Source organism: Rhodopseudomonas sp. NSM (assembly GCF_052445935.1).
GTDB lineage: Bacteria > Pseudomonadota > Alphaproteobacteria > Rhizobiales > Xanthobacteraceae > Rhodopseudomonas.
Genome location: NZ_JBQTCH010000002.1, coordinates 652652 through 675231 on the forward strand (window position 1 = coordinate 652652; position 22580 = coordinate 675231).

The window sequence follows — 22580 nt, forward strand, 5'->3', positions numbered from 1 at the left end:
AACGGATCGCATAGAAATTTATCGATTCAGGATTTGTTGACCGTATCGCTTCCGGTACGCCCCGGCGGGTACCACGTCAGCGCTCGCGGAGGGCTTCGTCGCGCAACGTGCGTGCCGGCTTGATCAGATAGTCCAGCACCGACTTCTTGCCGGTGAGAATTTCGACCGTCGCCACCATGCCCGGAATGATCGGCAGCGGCTGTTCATTGGTGCCGAGATGGTTCTTCTCGGTGCGCACCATCACCCGGTAGAAGGTCTCGCCGCGCTCGTTCTTGTCGCCCTTGTCGTCGGTGATGGTGTCGGCGCTGATGCGCTCGACGCGGCCGTGCAGCGAACCGTAGACCGAGGAATCGTAGGCGCTCAGCTTGACCACCGCCTCGTGGTCGGGGCGGATGAAGGCGATGTCCTGCGGGCGGATGCGGCCTTCGACCAGCAGCGTGTCGTCGAGCGGCACGATTTCCATCAGGCTGGCGCCGGGCGCGACCACCGCCCCGATCGTGGTGATATTGAGCTTGTTGACGACGCCGTGCACCGGCGAGCGCAATTCGGTGCGACGGACACGATCCTTCGCCGACTTGATGTTCTCGTCGAGCACGGCGAGATCGCCGCGGGATTTGGCGAGATCGTCCTCGGCCTGCGCGCGAAACGCCGTCGTGATGTTGAGCCGGCGCGACCGCGCCTCCTGCACCGCAGCCTCGGTCTTGATGATCGTGGCCTGCACCACCGCGAGTTGGCCGCGCATGTCGGTGGCCTGACGATCGGCGCGCAGCATCTCGATTTCCGGGACGACTTTTTGTTCATAGAGCTTGCGCGTCAAGGCGATCTCGCGGTTGAGCAGAGCAAGCGTTTCGGAAAAGCGCTTCTCGCTGGCGCGCAATTCGTCGATCTCCTTGGTCTTCTGGATCTCCTGCTGCTGCACGACATCGACGTCCTGCGCGAGCTTGCGGACGTGAGCCTCGAACACCAGACGCTCGGCCTCCACCGCGCGCGGCGCGACCAGCATCAGCTCGGGGGGAAATGCGACGCCGGTGCGGCCCTCGGTCTCGGCTTCGAGCCTCAGAACCCGCGCCGCCATCGCGCCGCGGCGTTCGCGGATCTCGCCGAACTGCGCGGCGAAGTTGGTGTCCTCGATCCGAGCCAAAGGCTGGTCCTTGTCGACGATCGCCCCCTCCTGCACCAGCAGGTCGGCGATGATGCCGCCTTCGAGCGACTGCACCACCTGGGTCTGCCGCGACGGCACGACCTTGCCGTTGCCGCGCTTGACCTCGTCGAGCACGGCGAAATGCGCCCAGGTCACGAAGGTGACGAACAGCGCCAGCGACGCGAATAGCAACATCCGCGCGGTCTTCGGCGTGCGCAATTCGGCGGCGGCGCGGACGTCGTTGGAGAAGGCGAAATCAGCGTGCGCCATGACCGGACCTCACGCTCGCACGGCCGCGGCTGGAGCCGCCGCCGGTTGCGGCCGCAGCCTGGTCAAGACCTGGTCGGTCGGCCCGTCGGCGACGATCTTGCCCTGTTCGAACACCAAAATGCGATCGACCAGCGACAGCAGTGAAGGCCGGTGCGTCGAGACGATGATGGTCATCTCGCCGTTCGCGAGTGTCTTCAACCGTTCGAGGAACTCGCCTTCACTGCGCACGTCGAAATGCGCAGTCGGCTCGTCGAGAAACAACACGCGCGGCTTGCGGATCAGAACCCGTGCGAGGCCGATCGCCTGCTTCTGGCCGCCGGACAGGCTGCGGCCGCCCTCTGCGATCATCAGGTCGTAGCCTTCCGGATGACCGGCGATGAAGGTCTCGACGCCGGCCAGCCGCGACGCTTCCAGCACTTCCTCGTCGGTCGCACCCGAGCGGCCGAGCGTGATGTTGTCGCGTAGCTTGCCGTAGAACAGATCGGTGTCCTGAAGCACGAAGCCGATCCCGGCGCGCAGGTCGGCAGGATCGTATTGGCGGATGTCGATGCCGTCGATCAGGATGGTGCCTTCGCTCGGCGGATAGAACGCGGTCGCGAGCCGGCCGACCGTAGTCTTGCCGGAGCCGACGCGGCCGATGATGCCGATCTTCTCGCCCGGCCGGATCTGGAACGAGACGTTGTCGAGCGCCTTGGCCTGGCTGCTGGGGTACGAGAAGCTGACGTTCTTGAACTGGATCGCGCCCTGCTTGATCTCGCGAGCGACATAGATCTTCTCGGGCGGCCGTTCGCGCTCCAGCGACATCAGCCGGTCGATCGAGCGCAGCGCCGAACTCGTCTGCGTCGCGCGGGTCATCACCCCGGCGATGCCCGCGATTGGCCCGAGCACGCGGCCGGCCAGCATATTGGCCGCGACCAGCGCGCCGACCGACAGCTTGCCGTCGAGGATCAGGAACACACCGACGACAACCAGTAGCAGACTGCAAAGCTGGCTGGCGACGCTGGCCGCCGTCATCGCCAGCGACGCCCAGAACTGCACGTCCTCGCTCGAGCGCGCGGTCGCAGCGACGGAACGTTCCCACACCGTCTGAACCCGGCTCTCGCCGGCCACGGCGCGGACGGTCTCGATGCCGTTCAGCGATTCGACCAGAATGCCGTGGCGGGCCGCCGATTCCGCCTGCATCCGCCGCATTGCCTTGTCGAGCGGACGCTGGATCAGCAGGCCGACGATGATCATCACCGGCAGCATCGCCAGCGGAATCCAGCCGAGCGGTCCGGCGATCATGAACAACACCGCGATGAACAGGATCGCGAACAGCATGTCGGTCGCCGACACCACCGTGCCGGAGGTGAAGAATTCGCGCACCGAGTCGAAATCCCGCATCTGGTTGGCGAGGATGCCGACCGAGGGCGGCCGCTTGTCCATCTTCAGCGCCATCACATGCTCGAAGATCTGCGCCGCAAGAACGACGTCGATCTTCTTGCCGGTCATGTCGATGATACGGCTGCGCACCACCTTGAGCAGGAAGTCGAACGCGATGGCGAGCGCGAGGCCGATGCCGAGCGCGACAAGCGAGGGGATCGCGCCGTTCGGGATGACACGATCGTACACGCTCATCGTGAACAGTGGCGCCGCCAGCGCCAGGATATTGACGATGAACGCCGCGATCGCGACATGCGCGTAGTTGGCGCCGAACCGGCTGACCACCGACCAGAACCAGTGCGACTTCGGCAGGTCGCCGCTCGCCACCGCGCGCGGATCGGCGACGGTCGCAGGCCGCACGAAATAGGCGAAACCGGAATATTGCGCGGCGACGGCTTCGAGGCGCTCGGCGGCCTCGGCATCGCCGTGCGACGGGTCGACCACGACCAGCCGCCCGGCGTCGTCGATGCCCAGCAAAATCCGCGTCGAGCCGTCGTGCAACATCAGCACGCAGGGCAGCACCAGCGCCGGAATGTCCTGCAGCGGACGCTCTTCGATCTGGGCTTCCAGTCCGGCGCGCTGCGCCGCGCGCTCATAGAGGCCGACAGTGAGAATGCCGCGTTCGAGCGGCAGGCCGGACAACAGCGCGCTGCGGCTGAGCGCGCGGCCGTGATGCGCGGCGAGGTACAGCAGACTGTCGCTCAACGGATCCCGGTGCGGCGCCGGGGCGCTCGGCGGCGCTACGGGCGACGCTCCAAGGAGATTGAATTCTGAGGACTGAATGTTCACCGACGCCTCGGATGTCAGAGGGCCCGCCCCACAAGGCCCTCGCCAGCATGATCGCTCTCGATTTGTATTAGCTGAAAATCAACATTTACAAGCCGTAACCTACGTCGTCTGCATAACGAACTGATGTTAGGGTAAATCGCGGCGTTCCGCTGACGGCAGGCCCGCGAGCCTGCCGTCGTTACTTCACGGCGGCCGATGCGTTGCGACCGTAGGTTCCGGCGGCAACGAACAGCGCGCTGCTCTCGGCCACCTCGTGCGAGGCCCAGCGATCGTCGAAACTGATCACCGTCGGCAGCTTCGGCGGTCCATTGAAAGGGAGTCCGAACAATTGCACGGGCGGCACCGTGCCGAGCGGCTCCGGACCGGGCGACGGAGGCGCCAGCCTGATCGGAGCGAGCCTGTAGCCGATGAATCCGCTCGGATGCACGTCGACCAGCTCGGTCTCCGGCGGATGTCCGGTTTTAAGATAGTTCAGCATCTGCCCCATCGTGGCGAGAAGCTGATAGTCGGCGAACACAGCGACGCCGCGCGCCGAGATCAAGGACACGTTGGCGTTGAAATACTGATTCTGCGAGTTGAGCAGATCGATCAGCGTGCGCTGGCCGAGCTCGTATTCCTTGTTGTAGGCGATGAAGGTGCGGCGCGCGGCCTCGACGTCGCGCACCAGCGCGGCGACGCGATCATTGGTGATGGTCCGCGCCGCCCAGGCCTTGTCGATCGACTCCAGCGCGTCGCGCTGCAGACGAGCCTGGCGCTGCTGCTGCTCGATCATCCGCTGCGCGGCCTCTTCCCGCCGCCAGCTGCTCTGACCGCCGTTGAAGATGTCCCAGGACGCCACCAGCTTGCCGCTGACCTGGTCGTACTGATTGTTGTAAAGGATCGACTCCTTGCCGCGCGACGCCCGCCCTTCAAGCGACAGCGTCGGCAGAAACGCGCCGGTGGTCGCATCGAAACCGCGCTTCGCCGCCACCACGTCGGCGCCGGCGGCGCGCAAAGTCGGGTTGAACTTGTAGGCGATGTCGAGCGACGCGGACTTGCTCTTCGGCATGTCCGGGAGGCGGCCGGGGAAACGCAGATTGTAAGGCTCGAGGCCGACGACCCTGCGGAATTTGGCGCGCGCGGTCTCGAGGCTGAGGCGGAATTCGGCGGCCACGGCCTGCGCTGCGGCGACACGTTCTTCGGCCTGCTGGGTGTCGCCCTCGCCGGCTCGTCCACCTTCGAAACGCGCCAGCACGTTCTTGCGCAGTTCGAGATGGACCCTGAGGTTCTGTTCGGCGAGCCCCACCAGCCGCGTGTAGCGCGCCACATCGATGTAAGCTTCAGCGGCGTCGAGCCCGATCAGTTCGGTGCGCTCCAGCACCCGGAACGCCGCAGCGTCGACACGGGCCGCCTGCCGCCAGACTTCGTTGATCGAGGCAAATCCATCGAACAGCAATTGCCGCACGACGACGCCGGCCTGGCGCCCGCGCAGATAGACGTCGTTATTGAGCGGCTCGGGCGAGACGTATTGCTTCAGCATCTCCGGGCCGGCGCTGGCTTCGAGCCGGACCTGCGGCAGCAAGCTCCCCTGGCTCTGCCGCATTTCGGCTTCGGTCGCACGACGGTTGGCTGCCGCCTCGCCGACCCCGGGATTGGTCTTCACGGCCTGGTTGATCGCGTCCAAAATCGTGAACGGCTCCGCCGCAAAGGCGGCGGCACTGGAAACCAGTCCGACAACAGCTGCAGCGACGGTAATCTGAGCGATTTTAAACATGGAACCAGTGCTAACAACCTTGAAAACCACACGCAAGTGGTGTGGCGAGAGGGTGGCGAAATGAGGTATAGGTGTGGCAGAATCGAGACTCACCATCCTAAACTACTGTAATTGCGAACGTAAAAGCGCCCCCGGGATATTAACAGGCCCTTTGCCTTGCTCTTCAGCAGGATTATTTTGGCCGCATCGGCCTTGCGGGTTCCGCTAAGAGGGCTCGGGCCCCCAGCAGGAGGCGGGGCGAACCCCGCGGGGGCACCCCTCAGTATGCCGGTGCTGCAGGTGTTCGACAGACCCTTTGAGGTGCCCGGCTTCGCAGGGCTCCTCACAGTGGGCAAGGGCCGTATCGCTTCAATCAATCGACGAAGCGTCTAGGGGTGCCGCGACGTGACCAGGTGGGGACCGGTGTTGAGGTCGACCACCTCGGGGACCGAACTGTCGATCGCGCCGTCCCAACCGCCGCCCAGCCCCTTGGCGAGGGCGACGTAGCTGGTCGCGACCGACACCCTGGTGTCGAGCAGCGAATCCTCGGCCGTGTAGAGCGAGCGTTCCGCATCGAGAACATCGAGGAAGCTCGACGAGCCGGTTTCATACAGCGAGCGCGACAGCCGGGCAGCCTCCGCGTAGCGCCGCGCCGACTCGGACAGGTTGCCGACCCGCTTGCGCTGCTGCGACAGCGACACGATGGCGTTCTCGACATCCTCCAGCGCAGACAGCACCGCCGCGCGCCAGGCGACGTAGTACTGATCGCGCTGGGCCTCGCCGATCTGGACCGCGGCGCGCAATTGTCCACCGTTGAAGATCGGCACGCTGAGGGTCGGCCCGAACGACCAGCCGATGGTGGAGTTCTTCCCCAGATCGCCGACCTTGAGCGCCGTGGTCGAGACCGAACCGGTCAGACTCACCGATGGATAGAGCGCGGCCTCGGCCTTGCCGATCAACGCCGTGTACTGCGCGAGCTGCCGCTCGGCCTTGCGCACGTCGGGCCGCATCACCAGCACATCGGCTGGGATGCCCTTCGGTAACGGCAGACGCGGCGCCGGAATCGGTTTGACACGGGCGAGAAGCGGCGCCAGCGCCGTTGGCTCGCGCCCCAGCAACACGCCGAGCCGATTGACCGATTCCGCGTAGGAGATCTCGAAGGTCGGGATATTGGCTTCGGTCGACGCGGCCTGAGCCGAGGCTTTTGCGACATCGACGGCCGACGCGGAGCCGGCGTCGAATTTGCGCTGCGTCAGTGCCGCCGTTTCGCGCTGCGAGGCCGCCGTGCGGCGCGCGAGCGCGATCCGGGCCTGATAGCCTCGCGCCTGCGTATAGTAGGAGGCGACGTCGCCGACCAGCGTCAGCAGCGTCGCGCGCAGATCGTCTTCGGCGGCATCGACTCCGTAGGTGGTCGCCTCGACGTTGCGGCGGTTGGCGCCGAAAATGTCGAGCTCCCAACTGGAGTCGAAGCCGGCCTGAAACTGATTATAGGTCGTCGTCGTCGCCGCCGCCTCGCCGGATGTGGTGCTCGTACTGATCTGATTGCGCGTCGCCGAGCCGTATCCGTCGAGCGTCGGGAACAGCGCACCGACCGCCTGGCGTCGGGTCGCGCGCGCTTCCCGGATTCGCGCCTTGGCGCTGGCGACGTCGAGATTGCCCTGCACCGCCTCCTCGATCAGCCGGTTCAACAGCGGATCGTTCAGGCGCCGCCACCATTCGCTCAGTTGCGGAATGGCGGGCGGTGTCTTCGTGGGCCTGGCGTTGCCCCAGGTCGTCGGCAGCTCGATGCCAGGCACGATGTAATCCGGCCCGACCGCGCAACCGGACAGCACCGCGCCGCACGCCAACAGCATTGCGAGACGAGGCGCACGACGTCGCAGCCCGCGCGGCACCGTCGCATGACGCGAGAAAGTTGTGCTGCCCGACATCGGAACGATCCGATCTGAATTCATTCCGTCGTCCCCTTCGCCGGATCGCTCGCGGCGGTCTCTCCCGTCGCCGATTTGCGATCGAACAGGCGGCGCACGGCGACGAACAGCAACGGCACGAAGAAGATGCCGAGCGCGGTGGCCGCGATCATGCCGCCCATCACGCCGATGCCGATGGAATTCTGGGCGCCCGAGCCCGCGCCCGACGCGATCGCGAGGGGCGTGACACCGAGAATGAACGCGAACGAGGTCATCAGGATCGGTCGAAGCCGCTGCCGTGCCGCTTCCAGCGTCGCCTCGATCAGAGGTTGACCGGCCGCCTGCCGCTCGAGCGCGAACTCGACGATCAGGATCGCGTTCTTTGCCGCAAGACCGATCGTGGTCAGCAGGCCGACCTTGAAGTAAACGTCGTTGGTCTGGCCGAACAACAGCGCCGCAAGCAGCGCCCCGAAGATGCCGATCGGCACCGCCAGCATCACCCCGAGCGGGATCGACCAGCTCTCGTACAGAGCCGCGAGGCAGAGAAACACCACCAGCGCCGAAATCGCATAGAGCGAGGTCGCCTGATTACCCGACAACCGCTCCTGCGCCGACAGCCCGGTCCATTCGTGGCCAAAGCCGGACGGCAATTGCTTGATCAGCGTGTCGATCTCGTCCATCGCCGTTCCGGAGCTGACGCCGGCGGCGGCCTCGCCCTGGATCTCGACCGCGGACGACCCGTTATAGCGTTCCAGCCGCGGCGATCCGAAGCTCCACTGACCGGATGCGAAGGCCGAGAACGGCACCATCACGCCGGACGAATTGCGCACGTACCAGCGGCCGATGTCGTCCGGCTGCATCCGGAAATTCTTGTCCGACTGCAGATAGACCTTCTTGACGCGGCCGCGGTCGATGAAATCGTTGACGTAGTCGCTGCCCCACGCCGTCGACAGCGTGGTGTTGATATCCGCAAGCCCGACACCGAGCGCACTCGCCTTCTCCTGATCGATCGTGACCGAGAATTGCGGCTCGTCCTCCTGCCCGTTGGGCCGGGTATTCGCCAGTTGCTTGCTCTGGGACGCTGCGCCCAGCAACTGGTTGCGGGCTTCGATCAGTTTCGCATGGCCGGCGCCGTTGACGTCCTGAAGATAGAAATCGAATCCGTTCGAGTTGCCCATGCCCTGGATCGCCGGCGGCGCCAGCGCGAACACCATGCCGTCCTTGATCTGCCTGAACGCCGCCATCGCACGGCCGGCGACGGCCTGCGCGCTGAGCGCCGCGGTCTTGCGCTCGTCGAACGGCTTCAACTTGACGAACGCAATGCCGATGTTCTGGCCCTGCCCTGAGAAGCCGAATCCGGCGGTGTAGAATACGCTGTCGACGGCGTCCTTTTCCTTCGTCGCGTAGTATTCGCGAACCTGTTCGAGCGTCCGCAGCGTACGGTCCCGCGTAGCGCCGACCGGCAATTGCACGCTGGTGATCAGGACGCCCTGATCCTCCTGCGGCAGAAACGAACTCGGAAGTCGCGCGAAGATCACCCCCATGGCAACCGTTATCGCCACGAACAGCAATCCGAACCGCGTCGATCGCATGATCACGCCGTGCGCGCCGCGGCGATAGGCCTCCGCGCTGCGATCGAACGTCCGGTTGAACCACCCGAACAGACCTTTCCCGGAAGCGTGCGCCTTCGGCGGGCGGAGAATGGTCGCGCACAGCGCCGGCGTGAGGATCAGAGCGGTGATCACCGACAGCACCATCGCCGAGACGATGGTGATCGAAAATTGCCGATAGATCACCCCGACCGAACCGCCGAAGAACGCCATCGGGACGAACACCGCCGACAGCACCGTGGCGATGCCGATCAGCGCGCCGGTGATCTCGTCCATCGACTTGCGGGTCGCCTCCTTGGGCGACAGGCCTTCCTCCTGCATCACCCGTTCGACGTTCTCGACCACCACGATGGCGTCGTCGACCAGAAGGCCGATCGCCAGCACCATCGCGAACATCGTCAGGGTGTTGATCGAATAGCCGAACGCCGACAGCACCCCGACCGTCCCGAGCAGCACGACGGGAACGGCGATGGTCGGAATCAGCGTGGCCCGGATGTTCTGCAGGAACACGAACATCACGACGAACACCAGCGCGATCGCCTCGATCAGCGTCTTCACCACCTCCTCGATCGACAAGCGAACGAACGGCGTGGTGTCGTAGGGATAGACCACCTTGACGCCCTGCGGAAAGGTCGGCGCCAGCCGGGCGATCGTCGACTGGACGTTCTTCGCGGTATCGAGGGCGTTGGCGCCGGTCGCGAGATTCACGGCGAGACCGGCCGCCGGCATGCCGTCGAAGGCGGCGGTCGTCGTGTAGCTTTCGGCGCCCAGTTCGACGGTGGCGACGTCGTTGAGGCGCACCAGCGAGCCGTCGGTCGCGCTCTTCAGGATGATGTTGCGAAATTGCTCGGCGGTCTGCAGCCGGCTTCGCGCGGTGACCGTGGCGTTGAGCTGCTGACCCTTGCGGGATGGAAGGCCGCCGAGCTGGCCGGCCGAGACCTGGGTGTTCTGAGCCTCGACCGCGGTCGCGACGTCGCTCGGCATCAGCGCGTATTTCGCCAGTCTGTCAGGATCGAGCCAGATCCGCATCGCATAGCCGGAGCCGAACAGCTGGGTGTCGCCGACGCCTTCGATCCGCTTCAGCGTATCGTTGAGCGTACTGTTGACGTAGTCGGCGAGATCGATCGAAGTCAGTTTGCCGTCGGTCGACACGAAGGCGATCACCATCAGGAAGCCAGTCGAGGACTTGGTGACGGAGAGGCCGGTGTTCTGGACGATCTGCGGCAGCAGCGCGGTCACGAGTTGCAGCTTGTTCTGCACCTGCATCTGCGCGACGTCCGGATCTGCCGCGGCAGTGAAGGTCAGCGTGATCTGCGACTGCCCGGTGGAGGTCGACGTCGAGGTCATGTAGTCGAGATGGTCGATCCCGGTCATGCCCTGTTCGATCACCTTGGTGACCGAGTTCTCCACCGTCTGCGCATCGGCGCCCGCATAGGTCCCGGTGATGCGGACCGTGGTCGGGGCGATCTGGGGATATTGCGCGATCGGCAGCGACTGCAGCGCCAGAAGTCCGCCGAGCATGATGGAGATCGCAATCACCCATGCGAACACGGGGCGTTCGATAAAGAAGCGTGACATGCTATTTCCCGGCCGCGGTGACGCTGGGATCGCCGTCCCGATCGGCGAAACGGACCGGATCCGGGGGCGACAGCGAGCCCTGCTTGCGATCACGGACCTGGCCGGTGTTCTCGTCGATCGTCACCTCGACCGCGGTCACGTCCTGGCCCGGGCGCACCATCTGAACACCCTCGACGATCACGCGATCACCGTCCTTGATGCCGGCGCTGACGAGCCAGTTGTTGCCGACGTTGTTGCCGACCGTCAGCACGCGCTGCTCGGCCTTGCCCTCCGCCGTCACCAGCATCGCGACGGCCTCGCCCTTGGCATTGCGGGCGACGGCGCGCTGTGGGACCACGAAGCTGTTCTCGGCGATCCCCTGCTCGATGATGGCGCGCACATACATGCCGGGGAGCAGCAGCCGTTTCGGATTGGGAAACTGCGCGCGTAGCGCAAAGGTGCCGGTGGTCTCACTGACATTGGACTCGACGAAGGCGAGTTTTCCGGTCAGCGGATAGGTCGTGCCGTTGTCGAGCTTCAATTTGATGCTGACGTCGGGACCAGTCGCCTTGATGCGCCCCTCTTCGACCGCCTGGCGCCAGTTCAGCAGGTTGGTGCTGGACTCGGTGACGTCGACGTTGATCGGGTCGAGTGTACGGATGGTGGTGAGCAGCGTGGTCTGCCCGGCGGTGACCAGTGCCCCCGGCGTCAGTGACGATTTGTCGATTCGACCGCCGATCGGCGCGACGATTTTAGTGTAGTCGAGATTGATCCGCGCGGTCGCGACGCTCGCCTTGGCGGACGCGACGTCGGCCCTGGCCTGCGCCAGCGTGGCCACGGCGTCGTCGTAGTCCTGTTTCGAGACCGCGTTCTGCTTCACCAGCCCCTGATAGCGCTCGACCTTCGCCGCCGCGCTCGGCACGGCGGCTTCGGCCTTTTGCAGGGCCGCGACCGCGCTGTCGTAAGTCGCCTGGTAGGATGCGGGGTCGATCTGATACAGCGCGTCTCCGGCGGCGACCTCGCCGCCTTCCTCGTACAACCGCGACTTGATGATGCCGCCGACCTGCGGCCGCACCTCCGCCGTCAACGATGCCGTGGTGCGTCCTGCCAGTTCCGAGGTGATCGCCACCGACCGCGGGTGCAGCGTGACGACGCCGACCTCCGGCCGGGGAAGGCCGGCCGCTTTCTGCGCAGCCGTCTGATCCTGCCCGCCGCAGCCGGCGAGCAACAACGCAGCCATCACGGCGATGCCCGGGATCGCCGCACTTGCCCGGAAAAACAGCCGGTCACGCCGGCTCTGGGCCGAAAATGTCGCAGTCAAGCGATCCTCATCATATTTACAGTACGCATCAGTACTGATATTTCCAGATCGGCTCGAATGTCAAATGAACAATCCGGACGACAATTGAATTGATCGAGACAGCGACGACGGCCAGCAGCGAGCGATCCCATTGAGCAACACCGGCAAGACGTCTCTGTCGCCATCGGCTGCGACCCGCGGGCGGCCGAAGGTGCGATCCGACGAGGCTCAGCGCAAGCTGATTGCCGACTGTGCAATCGAGCTCTTTCTGATCAAGGGCTACGGCCGCACCACGACCGAAGACATCGCCGCACGTTGCCGGATCTCCAAACAGACGCTGTATCGCCTGTTTCCTGGCAAGCCCGCGCTGTTCGCCGCCATCGTCGATCGTCACCGGTACAGCATGCTCGCGCTGCCCGGCGATTACGATGACCTGCCGCTGGACCGGGCGCTGGAGCAGATCTTCAACATCGACATCGAGCCCGCGGCCCACGAGGAGCGCATGGCCCTGATCAGACTCGTCATCCTCGAGGCCCATCAAAACCCCGAACTGAAAGAGATCCTGCACCACCACGGCGCCGATCGATCCCATGCGGATCTGGCGAAGTGGCTGAAGCGGCGATCGAAACGAGAAGCCATCGACATCGGCGATGCGAAGCATTCGGCCCGCTTGCTGATGGACATGATGTTCGGCGCATTTGCCTTCAAGACTTTCAACGACACCGGCAATTGGCGAACGGACGATCTCGCCAAGCATATTCGACGCTTCATCTCGGTGTTCCTCAATGGTATCCGTCCGCGCTGATCCGATCAATCAGGTACGATCGCGACGATTCTTCGTTGTCCGAAACAATCAGCAATGATCCGGATCAACAAACACCATTTCAGCCACAACGCCCCCCTTTACTAAGCCGCGTTTTCAGCCATGAAGTCGGACGGCAGAGGCCTGGTGAACGAGACCGGGCGAAGCGGATATTTCATCAGCGTCGCCGACCCGAGGATCGACTACCGATGTTCAAAGTGAAGCGCGTGGCCGTTGCCGGCGCAGTGTTGATGGCATTGATCGCGGGATGGCTGATCAAGGACCGGCTGTCCGCGAAGCCCGCCGACGCGCTGACGACCGCGCCGGTGAAGATCGCGGACATCGAAGACACCGTGCTGGCGAGCGGCACCTTGAAGCCGATCAAGATGGTCGCGGTCGGCGCGCAGGTGTCGGGCCGCGTGATATCGCTCAAGGTTCGCGTCGGCGACAAGGTGAAGCTCGGCGACCAGATCGCGCAGATCGATCCGGTCACCAAGCAGAACGATCTGCGCACGGCGGAAGCTGCGCTGCAGAACATGCGCGCGCAGCGCTCCGAGAAGGAAGCCACGCTGGCGCTGGCGGAGGCATCGCTCGCCCGCCACAACCTCACCTTCGCCCAGAAGGCGACCTCGCGCGCCGACTTCGAAACCGCGGAAGCGACCGTGAAGCAGACCCGGGCGCAGATCGCGGCGCTCGACGCACAGATCACGGAATCGATCGTGTCGGTCGAGAACGCGCGGGTCAATCTCGACTACACCAGGATCACCGCGCCGATCGACGGCACCGTGCTCGCCGTCGTCACCCAGGAGGGCCAGACCGTCAACGCCGTTCAATCGGCGCCGACCATCGTGATCCTCGGCGAGGTCGGAACGATGACGATCCGCGCGGAGATTTCAGAAGTCGACGTGATCAAGATCAGGCCCGGCCAGGAAGTCTATTTCAACATCCTCGGCGACCCCGATCATCGCTACAATGCGCGGCTCGACTTCATCGAGCCCGCACCGGAATCGATCAAGAACGACAGCAGCTTCAGTTCGACCAGCGTCACATCGAGCAGTTCCTCGTCCTCCTCGAGCAGCTCGACGTCGGCGATCTATTACAACGGCATCTTCACCGCGCCCAACCCCGACGGCCTGCTGCGCACCTACATGACCGCGGAAGTCCACATCGTCGTGGCGCAGGCGAAAGGCGTGATGACGATCCCTTCGGCGGCGCTGACCCGGCGCAATCCCGACGGCAGCTATCAGGTCGAGGTCAAAGACGCCGGCGGCGCGGCAGCGGCGCGCCCGATCCGGATCGGGATCAACAACAAGCTGACGGCCGAGGTGCGCTCCGGCCTCTCGGTCGGCGAGGAAGTCGTGGTGCGCAAGGCCGCGCCCGAAACGAAGCAATCGTCGGGCCCCGCCGGCCCGCCCCCCGGAATGTGAGCGATGGCCGGTTCGACCATCGAGCTGCGCGGCCTGCGCCGCGAATTTCCGTCCGGCGAGGCCACCGTCGTCGCGCTGCAGGATCTCGATCTGACGATCGAGCCCGGCGAAATGGTCGCGATCATGGGGGCGTCGGGATCGGGCAAATCGACGCTGATGAACATCCTCGGATGTCTCGACCGGCCGACCTCCGGCAGCTACCGGATCGCCGGCCGCGAGACCTCGTCGCTCGAAGCCGACGAATTGTCGGCGCTGCGGCGCGAGCATTTCGGCTTCATTTTTCAGCGCTATCATCTGCTGCCGGCGCTGTCGGCGCTCGGCAATGTCGAGATCCCGGCGATCTACGCCGGACAACCCGGCGAGGCGCGACGCGCCCGCGCCGGAGAATTGCTGGCGCGGCTCGGCCTCGCCGACCGCAGCGGCCATCGCCCCAATCAGCTGTCGGGCGGCCAGCAGCAGCGGGTGTCGATCGCGCGCGCGTTGATGAACGGCGCCGACGTGATTCTCGCCGACGAGCCCACCGGCGCGCTCGACCAGCGCAGCGGCGCCGAGGTGCTGCAGATTCTCGACGAACTGAACAACGACGGCAAGACGGTCATCATCGTCACCCACGACGCCTCGGTCGCGGCGCGCGCCAAGCGGGTGATCGAGCTGCGCGACGGCGTCGTGGTCGCGGACCGCCTCACCTCGCCCGATACGCAACCTCGCGCTGAGGATTCGGACGCCCGGCCACCGGCGCCGACCGCCCGATGGAACTGGCGGCGCGAATACGACCGGATCGCCGAAGCGACACGGATCGCCGTGCTGGCGATGGCGGCGCACCGGCTGCGCAGCTTCCTCACGATGCTGGGCATCATCATCGGCATCGCGTCGGTGGTGTTTGTCGTCGCGGTCGGCGACGCCGCCAAGCGCAAGGTGCTGGCCGATATCAGCAGCCTCGGCACCAACACGATCGAGATCTTTCCCGGCAAGGACATGGGCGACGTCCGCTCCTCGAAGATCAAGACCCTGGTCGCCGCCGACGCCCGGGCGCTGGCGCAGCAGCCTTACATCGACGGCGTGACGCCCACGGTCTCGACCAACAGCACGCTGCGCTATGGCGGGCTGGAGGCCAACGCGCTCGTCAACGGCGTCGGCGAACAGTATTTCGCCGTCAAGGGCGCCAAGCTCGCCGCCGGACGGTTCTTCGACGCGAGCGGCCTGCGCGACATCGTGCAGGACGTGGTGATCGACGAAAAGACCCGGCAGACATTCTTCGCCGACGTGGCGGACAGCGCGGTCGGCAAGGTCATTCTGATCGGCAAGGTGCCGTGCCGGATCGTCGGCGTGATGCAGCAGCAGCAGAGCGGCTTCGGCTCCAACCAGAACCTCTCGGTCTACCTGCCCTACACCACCGTGCAGGCCCGTTTCCTCGGCAATTCGTCGCTGCGCAGCATTCTGCTCCGGGTCAGCGATACGGTCGCCACCGCGGACGCCGAGCAGGACGTCACCCGGTTTCTGACGCTGCGGCACCGGGTCAAGGACTTCGTGATCCTGAACACCGACGACATCCGCAAGACCATCACCAGCACCACCGGCACGCTGACCCTGATGATCGCCGCCATCGCGGTGATCTCGCTCGTGGTCGGCGGCATCGGCGTCATGAACATCATGCTGGTGTCGGTGTCTGAACGGGTCGGCGAGATCGGCGTGCGCATGGCGGTCGGCGCGCGGCGCAGCGACATCCTGCAGCAGTTCCTGATCGAGGCGGTGGTGGTCTGCCTGATCGGCGGCGGGCTCGGCGTCGGCGTCGCCTTTGGCCTCGCCGCGCTGTTCAACCTGGTGGTGCCGATGTTTCCGCTCAGCCTGTCCGGCACCTCGATCGCCGCCGCCTTCATCTGTTCGACGGGGATCGGCATCGTGTTCGGCTATCTGCCGGCGCGTCAGGCTTCGTTCCTGGATCCGCTGGCTGCCCTGTCGCGGGACTAGACCAGGCCAGTCTTGTCGGGGCTGCGCCCACCGGCGCCCGCGCACAGCCGGCGGGCCGTCGAATGATCCATGATTTCAAGAAGATGATTGGTGGGGGAGGCAGGACTCGAACCTGCGAAGCCATAAGGCGGCTGATTTACAGTCAGCTCCCTTTGCCACTCGGGACACTCCCCCGCCCGTGCCGCCGGCCGAACGCCTTTGGCAGGCAAAACCGGAACCGGACAGCCGCAGCGAGCCCGCGGGCGGGCCTGCAACGCGGCGCGGTTATGGGCGATGCGGCCCCCTCAAGTCAACCAATCACATGACAATTTCTTGGGCCAATAGGCGGCATGACCAAATTGCCATGCGCGCGGCCGCGTGGGACAAGCGCGCGATGAGTCCGAAAGAGCGAAATCCGCGGTTTCAGCGCCGCGACGACCGGGATCGGGGACGACCGCAGGGATCGGGCGGGCGCCACGGCGCGCGCGAGCGCGATCCTGATGGGCCGGCGATCCTGTATGGCTGGCACACCGTCACGGCCGCGCTGGCCAATCCACAACGCCGCATCCGCAAGCTGTGGCTGACCGAGAACGCCGCGCGAAAGCTCGCCGACGACAACATCGACACCAGGGTGACGCCCGAGATGGTGCGCCCAGGCGACATCGACCGGCGGCTCGGACCGGATGCAGTGCATCAGGGCATGCTCGCGGAGGTCGATCCGCTGGAGTCGCCGCGAATCGACACCCTGCCCGAGGAAGGCATCGTGCTGGTGCTCGACCAGATCACCGACCCGCACAATGTCGGGGCGATCATGCGCTCGGCCGCGGCGTTCGCCGTCAAGGCGATCGTCACCACCGCGCGGCACAGCCCGGAGGCCACCGGCGTGCTGGCGAAATCGGCCTCGGGCGCGCTGGAGCTGGTGCCGCTGGTGCTGGTCACCAACCTCGCCCGCGCGCTGACCGAGCTCAACGACCGCGGCTACCTCACCGTCGGGCTCGACAGCGAAGGCAGCGCCGACCTCGCCGCGGTCGAGCTGCGGCAGCCGCTGGCGCTGGTGCTCGGCGCCGAGGGCAAGGGGCTGCGGCAGCTCACGCGCGAAACCTGCAATGTCGTGGCGCGGCTCGACATGCCGGGCGCGATCAAGAGCCTCAACGTCTCCAACGCCGCCGCGCTGGCGCTGTATATCGGCGCCAGCCGGCTCGGCCTGATGCGGTAACCCGCAAGCGTCGACGCCCGCCCGCATCGCTGCGGACGGGCGCCCTCGCCTCGCTTTGCGGGCGATCAGTAATAGCGGCGCATCGGCGCGTGATGGCGATGATGGCTGCGCGGCGCTTGGGCATGGCGCGGCGCGCCGTGATGCCCGCGCATCATTGCGCGATGGTGCATGCCGTGGCGATGATGATGCCGGGCGTGGCGGCGGCCGTAGCTGTAGACCACCGGGCCCATCGCCGGCGCGCCGGCATATTGATGCGTCATCGCGTCGGCATAGACGCCGCCGGTGTAGGCGGAGCCGGTGCGCCACACCGAGATGGTGCGATTGTCGTAATACGGCGCCGGCGCGAAATTGCCCGGGCCGGTATAGGTCGGACCCTGATTGACGTAGTAATAGCGCGTCGGGTCCGGCAGTCGCTCGAACGCCGCGGAGCCGTAACCATAGCCGTAGCCGTAATCGTACGGCACATAGGCTGCGGAGCCGCAGCCGCTGACCGCGCCGCAGGGCGCGCAGGCGCCCGCGTACAGGCCGCCGCCGCACGCCAGCGCCGGCGCTGCGCTCACCGTCACGACGGCGATCGCCGCGACCAATCCCGACATCATCTGACGCATGTTACTCTCTCCTGACAGGGCTCTTTTCTTGGTTGGCCTCGACGTGCAGCTCGAAGGTCTAGCCTCGCGGTCTGCGATAGTTCGGTTCGACAGGCAGCCGCCCTCCGCCCTCGTCCAGCGGCGGCGCGATGATCACCTGCGGCGGATCCATCGGCAGCGGCGCTGCGGCGGGCTGCGGCGGACGCGATTCCACTTCCCAGGACTGGCGGAAACTCTCGGCCGGCTTCGGCAGCGGCCGGTTCGCCGGCGGCTCGATCTCGAGCCGGCCATAGCCGGGCAATCGATTCGAGCCGGGATAATAATGCCCGACCTCGGGCAGACGCACCGGGCGGCTGCCGTAGAAGGTCGGCTGCCGGTGCGTGCCGCGCTCCAGCCCCCAATCGCCCTCGACCACCGAATAGGACACGTCGCGGCCGTTGACGATGATCGGCACGCCGGGGCGGCCCGGGACGACGATGGCGAAGCCGCCGCTGTCGGCGAGCGCCGGCGCCGCGGTCAGGGACAGAAGCAGCATCGCCTGCGCGGCGCGCAGCGTGGGGCGTTTCATGGACATGACCCGATGCTAGTCGAAAAGCTTGGCGGATGGGTTAAGGCGCGGCGGCGGACTTCCGACAACCCTAACGCACGGGCGGGAATCCGCGTTCCATCGGCTGTCGTGCCAAGCGAATCGTTAACGGCGGCGCGCCCCGCGATGTCGAGGGGACTGGTGCCGGCGGAGAGGATCGAACTCCCGACCTTCGGTTTACAAAACCGCTGCACTACCGCTGTGCTACGCCGGCATCGCCACGGGGGCGCAAAACAGCTAGCAGCGCGGGCGGGTCGGGACAAGTGTGCCGCCCGATTTTGCCGCCTGCTCTTCAGGAGCCGCCGCACCTGTCATCTCGCGCATCGTCAGGAACGGATTGCGTCCCCGCGCTTTGAACGTGCATGAGCGACAAATTCGACGACCCGAGCCGCAAAGGCAACGAGCCTGCCCCCCTGCTGATGATCGCCGTCGCGGTGATCCCGCTGCTCGGCGTGGTAGCCTGGATGCTGTTTGGCTGACGCTGCGGCGCGGCCCCAAGGCCGCCTCGGCTAGCGGCGCGACGCGAGCGCTGCGGCGATTCGACCCTGCACCACGACGCCGAGCCAGATCACCAGCGTGGACAGCGCGGCGGCGGCAATCACCAGAACATCGATCTGAGGCATGGGAATAGTCCTCTGTGGCGCATGCGGCAATATCCGCACGCCCGGCCCCGGCCGGCCTTGATGCCGGTCAATCCCGCGCAGCGGCCGGCGTCAGAGCCAGCGGGCCAGCACGGCGAGGTTGACCGCACAGGCCAGCAGCAGCGCCAGCGTCAGGCCGACCGGCATCCCGTCGATGCGGGTTTTGGAGATCGTCGTCATGGCCGGACCATCGGGCGATTCTGGCCGCCGAGTCCCGGGCGATATTTTTCGCGGGATTTAACACTCGTTAACCTTCGATTCCCGCCGCCGCCCTGCCCGCCAAAACCAAGGCCGGCGCGAGGCCGGCCTTTCGTAAATCGTCCTGGGACTTTGGTCGGAACGACGGCTGGCTTCGCGTCTCAGTACTTCGCGACCGCGGGGCCGCCCCAGCCGAAGCGATAGTTGATGCCGGCCTTGACGGTGTGGTCGTCGCTGCGGAACGACGTGCCGGCGACGTCGGCGGGGCCGCCGGTGAAGGTGGTGTTGTCGAATTTGTAGTACTGATACTCGACCTTGGCCGACCAGCTCGGCGCGAACATGTATTCGAGGCCGGCGCCGACGGTGTAGCCGTCGTTGCGGCTGCCCGAGGTGGTGTAGGCGGATTGCAGGCCGCCGGCGGTGTTGACGCCGAGCGAGGAGTCGCGGAACGCGTAGCCGCCCTTGGCGTAGAGCAGCGCCGGGCCCCACGTATAGCCGAGCCGGCCGGTGACCGAACCCAGCCCGCGGGTGTTCTCGGTCGCGGTGCTGCCGGCCGGGAAGATCACGCCGGTGTTGTTCGACGCCATCCAGCTGTATTGCGCCTCGACGCCGACCACCCAGTTCGGCGCGAACTGATAGTCGAAGCCGCCCTGCACGCCGCCCATGAAGCGGCCGGAATCGTCCTGGAGGTTGTTGCTGCCGGCGAACGCGCCGCCGACATTGCCGCCGATGTAGAAGCCGGTCCAGTTGTAGACCGCCGCCGGCGCGGTGGCGGGCGGCGCCTTGGTGTAGGTCGGCCGCGGACCGAGATCGGCAGCGAAAGCCGGCGCGCCGAGCACGCAGACCGCGACTGCGCTGAGCAGAAACTTCTTCATCGTCGTCCCTCGTCGTCGTCTCGCCTTCGTATCGTCCGATCTGCTCAAAACAAATTGGCGCCAGTTTGGTTGCCGCGCGGCGAAGCCGCAGCGAGGATCGAGCGCGACTGTGACGGCGCGCAACAGCCGGGAACCCGGGTTTCGAGGCTCGAAAGCTTCGAGGATCGACAGATTAGTCGCGGCGGATTGCGATTTGGTCGGGTCTATCGCGACAATTTTTCCAGTTCCGGAAACGGCGCGTAGACGACGCCGGTGCAGAGCTCCTGGACATTTCCGGCAACGCGATCGAGCCGGCCGTTGACGTGGACGATCGCGAGTTCCTGCGGCTTGCCGGAGGGCGGCGTGAAGCGCACGCAGGAGACGAAGCGCACCCGGCCGCCGAGCGGACGCTGCACCGGCTCGGCCATCGCGGCGTCGCGCAGGCCCGCCGGGTCGTTGAGGTAGCTGCGCAAGAACGCCGGGATCTCGCTGCGATAATTCGCCGGAAACGGCTGCACCGCATCGCCGCCGTCGCGCGCCGTGCCGCCGTCATCGCTGGTGATGCAGCCGCCCAGCGAGGCTGCGGCGAGCAGCGCGAGCGCGATGCGGCGGATAGGATCGGACACGGAAGGACTCGTGAATCGGGATGCAGAATGCGCAAGGCATAGCCGGTTCGCCGCGGAAATCAACGATTGCGCCGACGCGCCGGCACACGCCGCAGGCTTGCCTCGCGGCGACAAAGCCTGTTGCCAAACGCGGCCGGGCTTCCGATCATGCTGCAGGACCGCGGGTCCTGATCGGCTCGACCATGGGAGGACTGCCAATGTCCAAAGGATCGTCCAAGGGATTGCGACTGCTCGCCTGCATGCTGGTCTCTGCCGCGCTGATCGCGCCGCCGGCGCTGGCCGCGCCGGATTCCGACCCGGCGCCGCCGCCGCGCTCGGACGGCAAGTCCGGCAAGAAGAAGCAGTCCGAGCAGCGCTTCCAGGACGGCTACCGCGCCGCTTACGCGACGATCTACGAGCGCGGCGACTACGCGTCCGGCATCGATCAGCTCCAGGCGCTCGGCCGCGACGACAACGCCTCGGTGGCGACGCTGCTCGGCTATTCGCATCGCAAGCTCGGCGACACCAGGCTGGCGCAGGCGTATTACGAGCGCGCGCTGAAGACCGATCCGAACCACGTCCGCACCTGGCAGTATTACGGCCTGTGGCAGGTCGAACAGGGCAATCGCGAGCGCGCGCAATATCACCTCGACCGCATCGCCGCGCTGTGCGGCAACACCGCGTGCGAGGAATACACATCGCTGGCGGATGCGATCGGCCGCGGCGGCGGATCGTACTGATCCGCACGCAGGCGAAATCGGCGGACGGCTCGACAAAGCCGTGAAAGGTCGTATAGACGGGCGCGGTGAAGCTCGCTTCGGTTGCGGGTTTCGAGCCGCCCACGCCTGCGCAGAGCCCGCCTCATGAGCACCTCCCCGCGACGCGATCGCATCGCCTTCGTCGCGAGCCAGAGCGCGGAAGCGCAAGCGGCGCAGGCACAACTGGTGTCGATCTACGGCAATCACGACGCCGCCGAGGCCGACGTCGTGGTCGCGCTCGGCGGCGACGGCCTGATGCTGCAGACGCTGCACCAGCAGATGCGCAGCGGCACGCCGATCTACGGCATGCATCGCGGCACGGTCGGCTTCCTGATGAACGAATACTCGACTCACGATCTGCCCCGCAGGCTCGCGGCCGCGCGCGAGACCGTGATTCATCCGCTGCTGATGCGCGCCACCGACATCTACGGCGAGGTGCACATCCACCACGCCATCAACGAGGTCTCGCTGTTCCGGCAGAGCCATCAGGCGGCGCGGCTGCGCATCATCATCGACGAGCGCGAGCGCATGAGCGAACTCGTCGCCGACGGCATTCTGGTCGCGACGCCGGCGGGCTCCACCGCGTATAACCTCTCGGCGCAGGGCCCGATCCTGCCGATCAACGCGCAGTTACTTGCGCTGACGCCGATCTCGGCGTTCCGGCCGCGGCGCTGGCGCGGCGCGCTGCTGCCGGACAACGCCTTCGTGGTGATCGAAGTGCTGGAAGTCGACAAGCGTCCGGTCGCGGCGGTGGCCGATCACGACGAGGCGCGCGACGTGCGACGGGTCGAAGTGATCTCCGACAAGACCATCGCGCTGCGGATGCTGTTCGACCCCGGCCACAGCCTCGAGGAGCGCATCCTGAACGAGCAATTCGGCAGCTGATCGCTATTTCTGCTGCCTGATCAAAGGCTTGACCTCGATACGCGGAATCTTGGGGCAAACCTGTGTCAGCGCCGCCGGCGGCCACCGCGGCGATTGAAATCACAACAGAATTACCGATCGGGCGCTTGCGGCAAACCGGTGACAAAGCTGCGGCACGCGCCGCACCCGGCAAAATCCGCTTGCGGCCGGTTTGCGGCGGGCCCGCCGGGGGCGGCGAGAGGTAGTATAATCGGGGTGACGCCGAGCGTGGCCCCGGGGACACGGGCGATTGGCAGATCGCCGAGGTGCTGGCCTCGCTGGCGCGGCTCGGCTACGTCGCTTCCGACCACGGCGTCAACTACGCGCT

General features: G+C 66.1%; 17 protein-coding genes and 2 tRNA genes. 6 read left to right on the forward strand and 13 right to left on the reverse strand.

The features are described 5' to 3' along the window. Positions 1-76 precede the first annotated feature (76 nt). From ACTZWT_RS07330 to ACTZWT_RS07355, 6 genes are all read right to left on the reverse strand, one after another. On the reverse strand, positions 77-1411 hold the full coding sequence (locus ACTZWT_RS07330; protein WP_444769001.1) for an HlyD family type I secretion periplasmic adaptor subunit: 1335 nt from the start codon (positions 1409-1411) through the stop codon (positions 77-79). A gap of 9 nt (positions 1412-1420) precedes the next feature. Beyond that, complete coding sequence (locus tag ACTZWT_RS07335) at positions 1421-3622, reverse strand: type I secretion system permease/ATPase (RefSeq protein WP_444769002.1); 2202 nt, start codon at positions 3620-3622, stop codon at positions 1421-1423. A 178-nt stretch (positions 3623-3800) separates the two neighbouring features. Then, positions 3801-5375: a TolC family outer membrane protein gene (locus ACTZWT_RS07340; protein ID WP_444769003.1), complete on the reverse strand. Its 1575-nt coding sequence runs from the start codon at positions 5373-5375 to the stop codon at positions 3801-3803. Positions 5376-5743: 368 nt separating this feature from the next. Continuing rightward, positions 5744-7282, reverse strand: coding sequence for an efflux transporter outer membrane subunit (locus ACTZWT_RS07345; RefSeq protein WP_444769004.1), 1539 nt, complete (start codon positions 7280-7282; stop codon positions 5744-5746). A 20-nt stretch (positions 7283-7302) separates the two neighbouring features. Then, entirely contained in the window at positions 7303-10449 is a 3147-nt protein-coding gene (locus ACTZWT_RS07350; protein WP_444769005.1) for an efflux RND transporter permease subunit, read from the reverse strand. Between the two features lies 1 nt (position 10450). Beyond that, positions 10451-11668, reverse strand: coding sequence for an efflux RND transporter periplasmic adaptor subunit (locus ACTZWT_RS07355; RefSeq protein ID WP_444769226.1), 1218 nt, complete (start codon positions 11666-11668; stop codon positions 10451-10453). Between the two features lie 211 nt (positions 11669-11879). On the opposite strand from ACTZWT_RS07355, the gene ACTZWT_RS07360 reads away from it, so the two are divergent. The 3 genes from ACTZWT_RS07360 to ACTZWT_RS07370 all read left to right on the forward strand — a co-directional run bounded on the left by ACTZWT_RS07360 (position 11880) and on the right by ACTZWT_RS07370 (position 15925). Continuing rightward, on the forward strand, positions 11880-12533 hold the full coding sequence (locus tag ACTZWT_RS07360) for a TetR/AcrR family transcriptional regulator (RefSeq protein ID WP_444769006.1): 654 nt from the start codon (positions 11880-11882) through the stop codon (positions 12531-12533). 206 nt (positions 12534-12739) lie between these two features. Further along, a complete protein-coding gene (locus tag ACTZWT_RS07365; RefSeq protein WP_444769007.1) occupies positions 12740-13957 on the forward strand; it encodes an efflux RND transporter periplasmic adaptor subunit in 1218 nt (405 codons plus the stop codon). Between the two features lie 3 nt (positions 13958-13960). Continuing rightward, positions 13961-15925, forward strand: a complete 1965-nt coding sequence (locus tag ACTZWT_RS07370; protein WP_444769008.1) for a MacB family efflux pump subunit — start codon at positions 13961-13963, stop codon at positions 15923-15925. Positions 15926-16013: 88 nt separating this feature from the next. Here the strand turns inward: ACTZWT_RS07370 and ACTZWT_RS07375 are convergent. Continuing rightward, positions 16014-16099, reverse strand: a tRNA-Tyr gene (locus ACTZWT_RS07375). A 199-nt stretch (positions 16100-16298) separates the two neighbouring features. Between ACTZWT_RS07375 and rlmB the strand changes: the two genes are divergently transcribed. Then, the gene (gene rlmB / locus ACTZWT_RS07380) at positions 16299-17120 is read left to right on the forward strand and encodes a 23S rRNA (guanosine(2251)-2'-O)-methyltransferase RlmB (protein ID WP_444769009.1); all 822 of its coding nucleotides are present in this window, start codon (positions 16299-16301) and stop codon (positions 17118-17120) included. A gap of 65 nt (positions 17121-17185) precedes the next feature. On the opposite strand, the gene ACTZWT_RS07385 is transcribed toward rlmB, so the two are convergent. From ACTZWT_RS07385 to ACTZWT_RS07410, 6 genes are all read right to left on the reverse strand, one after another. Further along, entirely contained in the window at positions 17186-17728 is a 543-nt protein-coding gene (locus ACTZWT_RS07385; protein ID WP_444769010.1) for a hypothetical protein, read from the reverse strand. A gap of 58 nt (positions 17729-17786) precedes the next feature. Then, positions 17787-18281, reverse strand: coding sequence for a hypothetical protein (locus ACTZWT_RS07390; RefSeq protein WP_444769011.1), 495 nt, complete (start codon positions 18279-18281; stop codon positions 17787-17789). Between the two features lie 151 nt (positions 18282-18432). Beyond that, positions 18433-18507: transfer RNA gene (locus tag ACTZWT_RS07395), tRNA-Thr, on the reverse strand. Positions 18508-18802: 295 nt separating this feature from the next. After that, positions 18803-18916, reverse strand: coding sequence for a sodium:solute symporter (locus ACTZWT_RS07400; protein ID WP_322517594.1), 114 nt, complete (start codon positions 18914-18916; stop codon positions 18803-18805). 377 nt (positions 18917-19293) lie between these two features. After that, entirely contained in the window at positions 19294-20007 is a 714-nt protein-coding gene (locus tag ACTZWT_RS07405; protein ID WP_444769012.1) for an outer membrane protein, read from the reverse strand. A 203-nt stretch (positions 20008-20210) separates the two neighbouring features. Then, a complete protein-coding gene (locus ACTZWT_RS07410; protein ID WP_444769013.1) occupies positions 20211-20612 on the reverse strand; it encodes a hypothetical protein in 402 nt (133 codons plus the stop codon). Positions 20613-20809: 197 nt separating this feature from the next. Here ACTZWT_RS07410 and ACTZWT_RS07415 point away from each other — a divergent pair, with 197 nt between their 5' ends. Next, positions 20810-21331 (forward strand): tetratricopeptide repeat protein, encoded by a 522-nt coding sequence (locus tag ACTZWT_RS07415; RefSeq protein ID WP_444769014.1) that lies wholly within the window; start codon positions 20810-20812, stop codon positions 21329-21331. A gap of 123 nt (positions 21332-21454) precedes the next feature. After that, on the forward strand, positions 21455-22234 hold the full coding sequence (locus tag ACTZWT_RS07420) for an NAD kinase (RefSeq protein WP_444769015.1): 780 nt from the start codon (positions 21455-21457) through the stop codon (positions 22232-22234). The last annotated feature ends 346 nt before the right edge of the window (positions 22235-22580 follow it).

What these genes read in the sequence shown, in the direction of transcription:
- ACTZWT_RS07330 (WP_444769001.1), bottom strand. Translation starts at nt 1,411, where the DNA reads ATGGCGCACGCTGATTTCGCCTTCTCCAACGACGTCCGCGCCGCCGCC.
- ACTZWT_RS07340 (WP_444769003.1), bottom strand. Translation starts at nt 5,375, where the DNA reads ATGTTTAAAATCGCTCAGATTACCGTCGCTGCAGCTGTTGTCGGACTG.
- ACTZWT_RS07345 (WP_444769004.1), bottom strand. Translation starts at nt 7,282, where the DNA reads ATGTCGGGCAGCACAACTTTCTCGCGTCATGCGACGGTGCCGCGCGGG.
- ACTZWT_RS07350 (WP_444769005.1), bottom strand. Translation starts at nt 10,449, where the DNA reads ATGTCACGCTTCTTTATCGAACGCCCCGTGTTCGCATGGGTGATTGCG.
- ACTZWT_RS07355 (WP_444769226.1), bottom strand. Translation starts at nt 11,668, where the DNA reads ATGGCTGCGTTGTTGCTCGCCGGCTGCGGCGGGCAGGATCAGACGGCT.
- ACTZWT_RS07365 (WP_444769007.1), top strand. Translation starts at nt 12,740, where the DNA reads ATGTTCAAAGTGAAGCGCGTGGCCGTTGCCGGCGCAGTGTTGATGGCA.
- ACTZWT_RS07370 (WP_444769008.1), top strand. Translation starts at nt 13,961, where the DNA reads ATGGCCGGTTCGACCATCGAGCTGCGCGGCCTGCGCCGCGAATTTCCG.
- rlmB (WP_444769009.1), top strand. Translation starts at nt 16,299, where the DNA reads ATGAGTCCGAAAGAGCGAAATCCGCGGTTTCAGCGCCGCGACGACCGG.
- ACTZWT_RS07385 (WP_444769010.1), bottom strand. Translation starts at nt 17,728, where the DNA reads ATGCGTCAGATGATGTCGGGATTGGTCGCGGCGATCGCCGTCGTGACG.
- ACTZWT_RS07390 (WP_444769011.1), bottom strand. Translation starts at nt 18,281, where the DNA reads ATGTCCATGAAACGCCCCACGCTGCGCGCCGCGCAGGCGATGCTGCTT.
- ACTZWT_RS07400 (WP_322517594.1), bottom strand. Translation starts at nt 18,916, where the DNA reads ATGCCTCAGATCGATGTTCTGGTGATTGCCGCCGCCGCGCTGTCCACG.
- ACTZWT_RS07405 (WP_444769012.1), bottom strand. Translation starts at nt 20,007, where the DNA reads ATGAAGAAGTTTCTGCTCAGCGCAGTCGCGGTCTGCGTGCTCGGCGCG.
- ACTZWT_RS07415 (WP_444769014.1), top strand. Translation starts at nt 20,810, where the DNA reads ATGTCCAAAGGATCGTCCAAGGGATTGCGACTGCTCGCCTGCATGCTG.
- ACTZWT_RS07420 (WP_444769015.1), top strand. Translation starts at nt 21,455, where the DNA reads ATGAGCACCTCCCCGCGACGCGATCGCATCGCCTTCGTCGCGAGCCAG.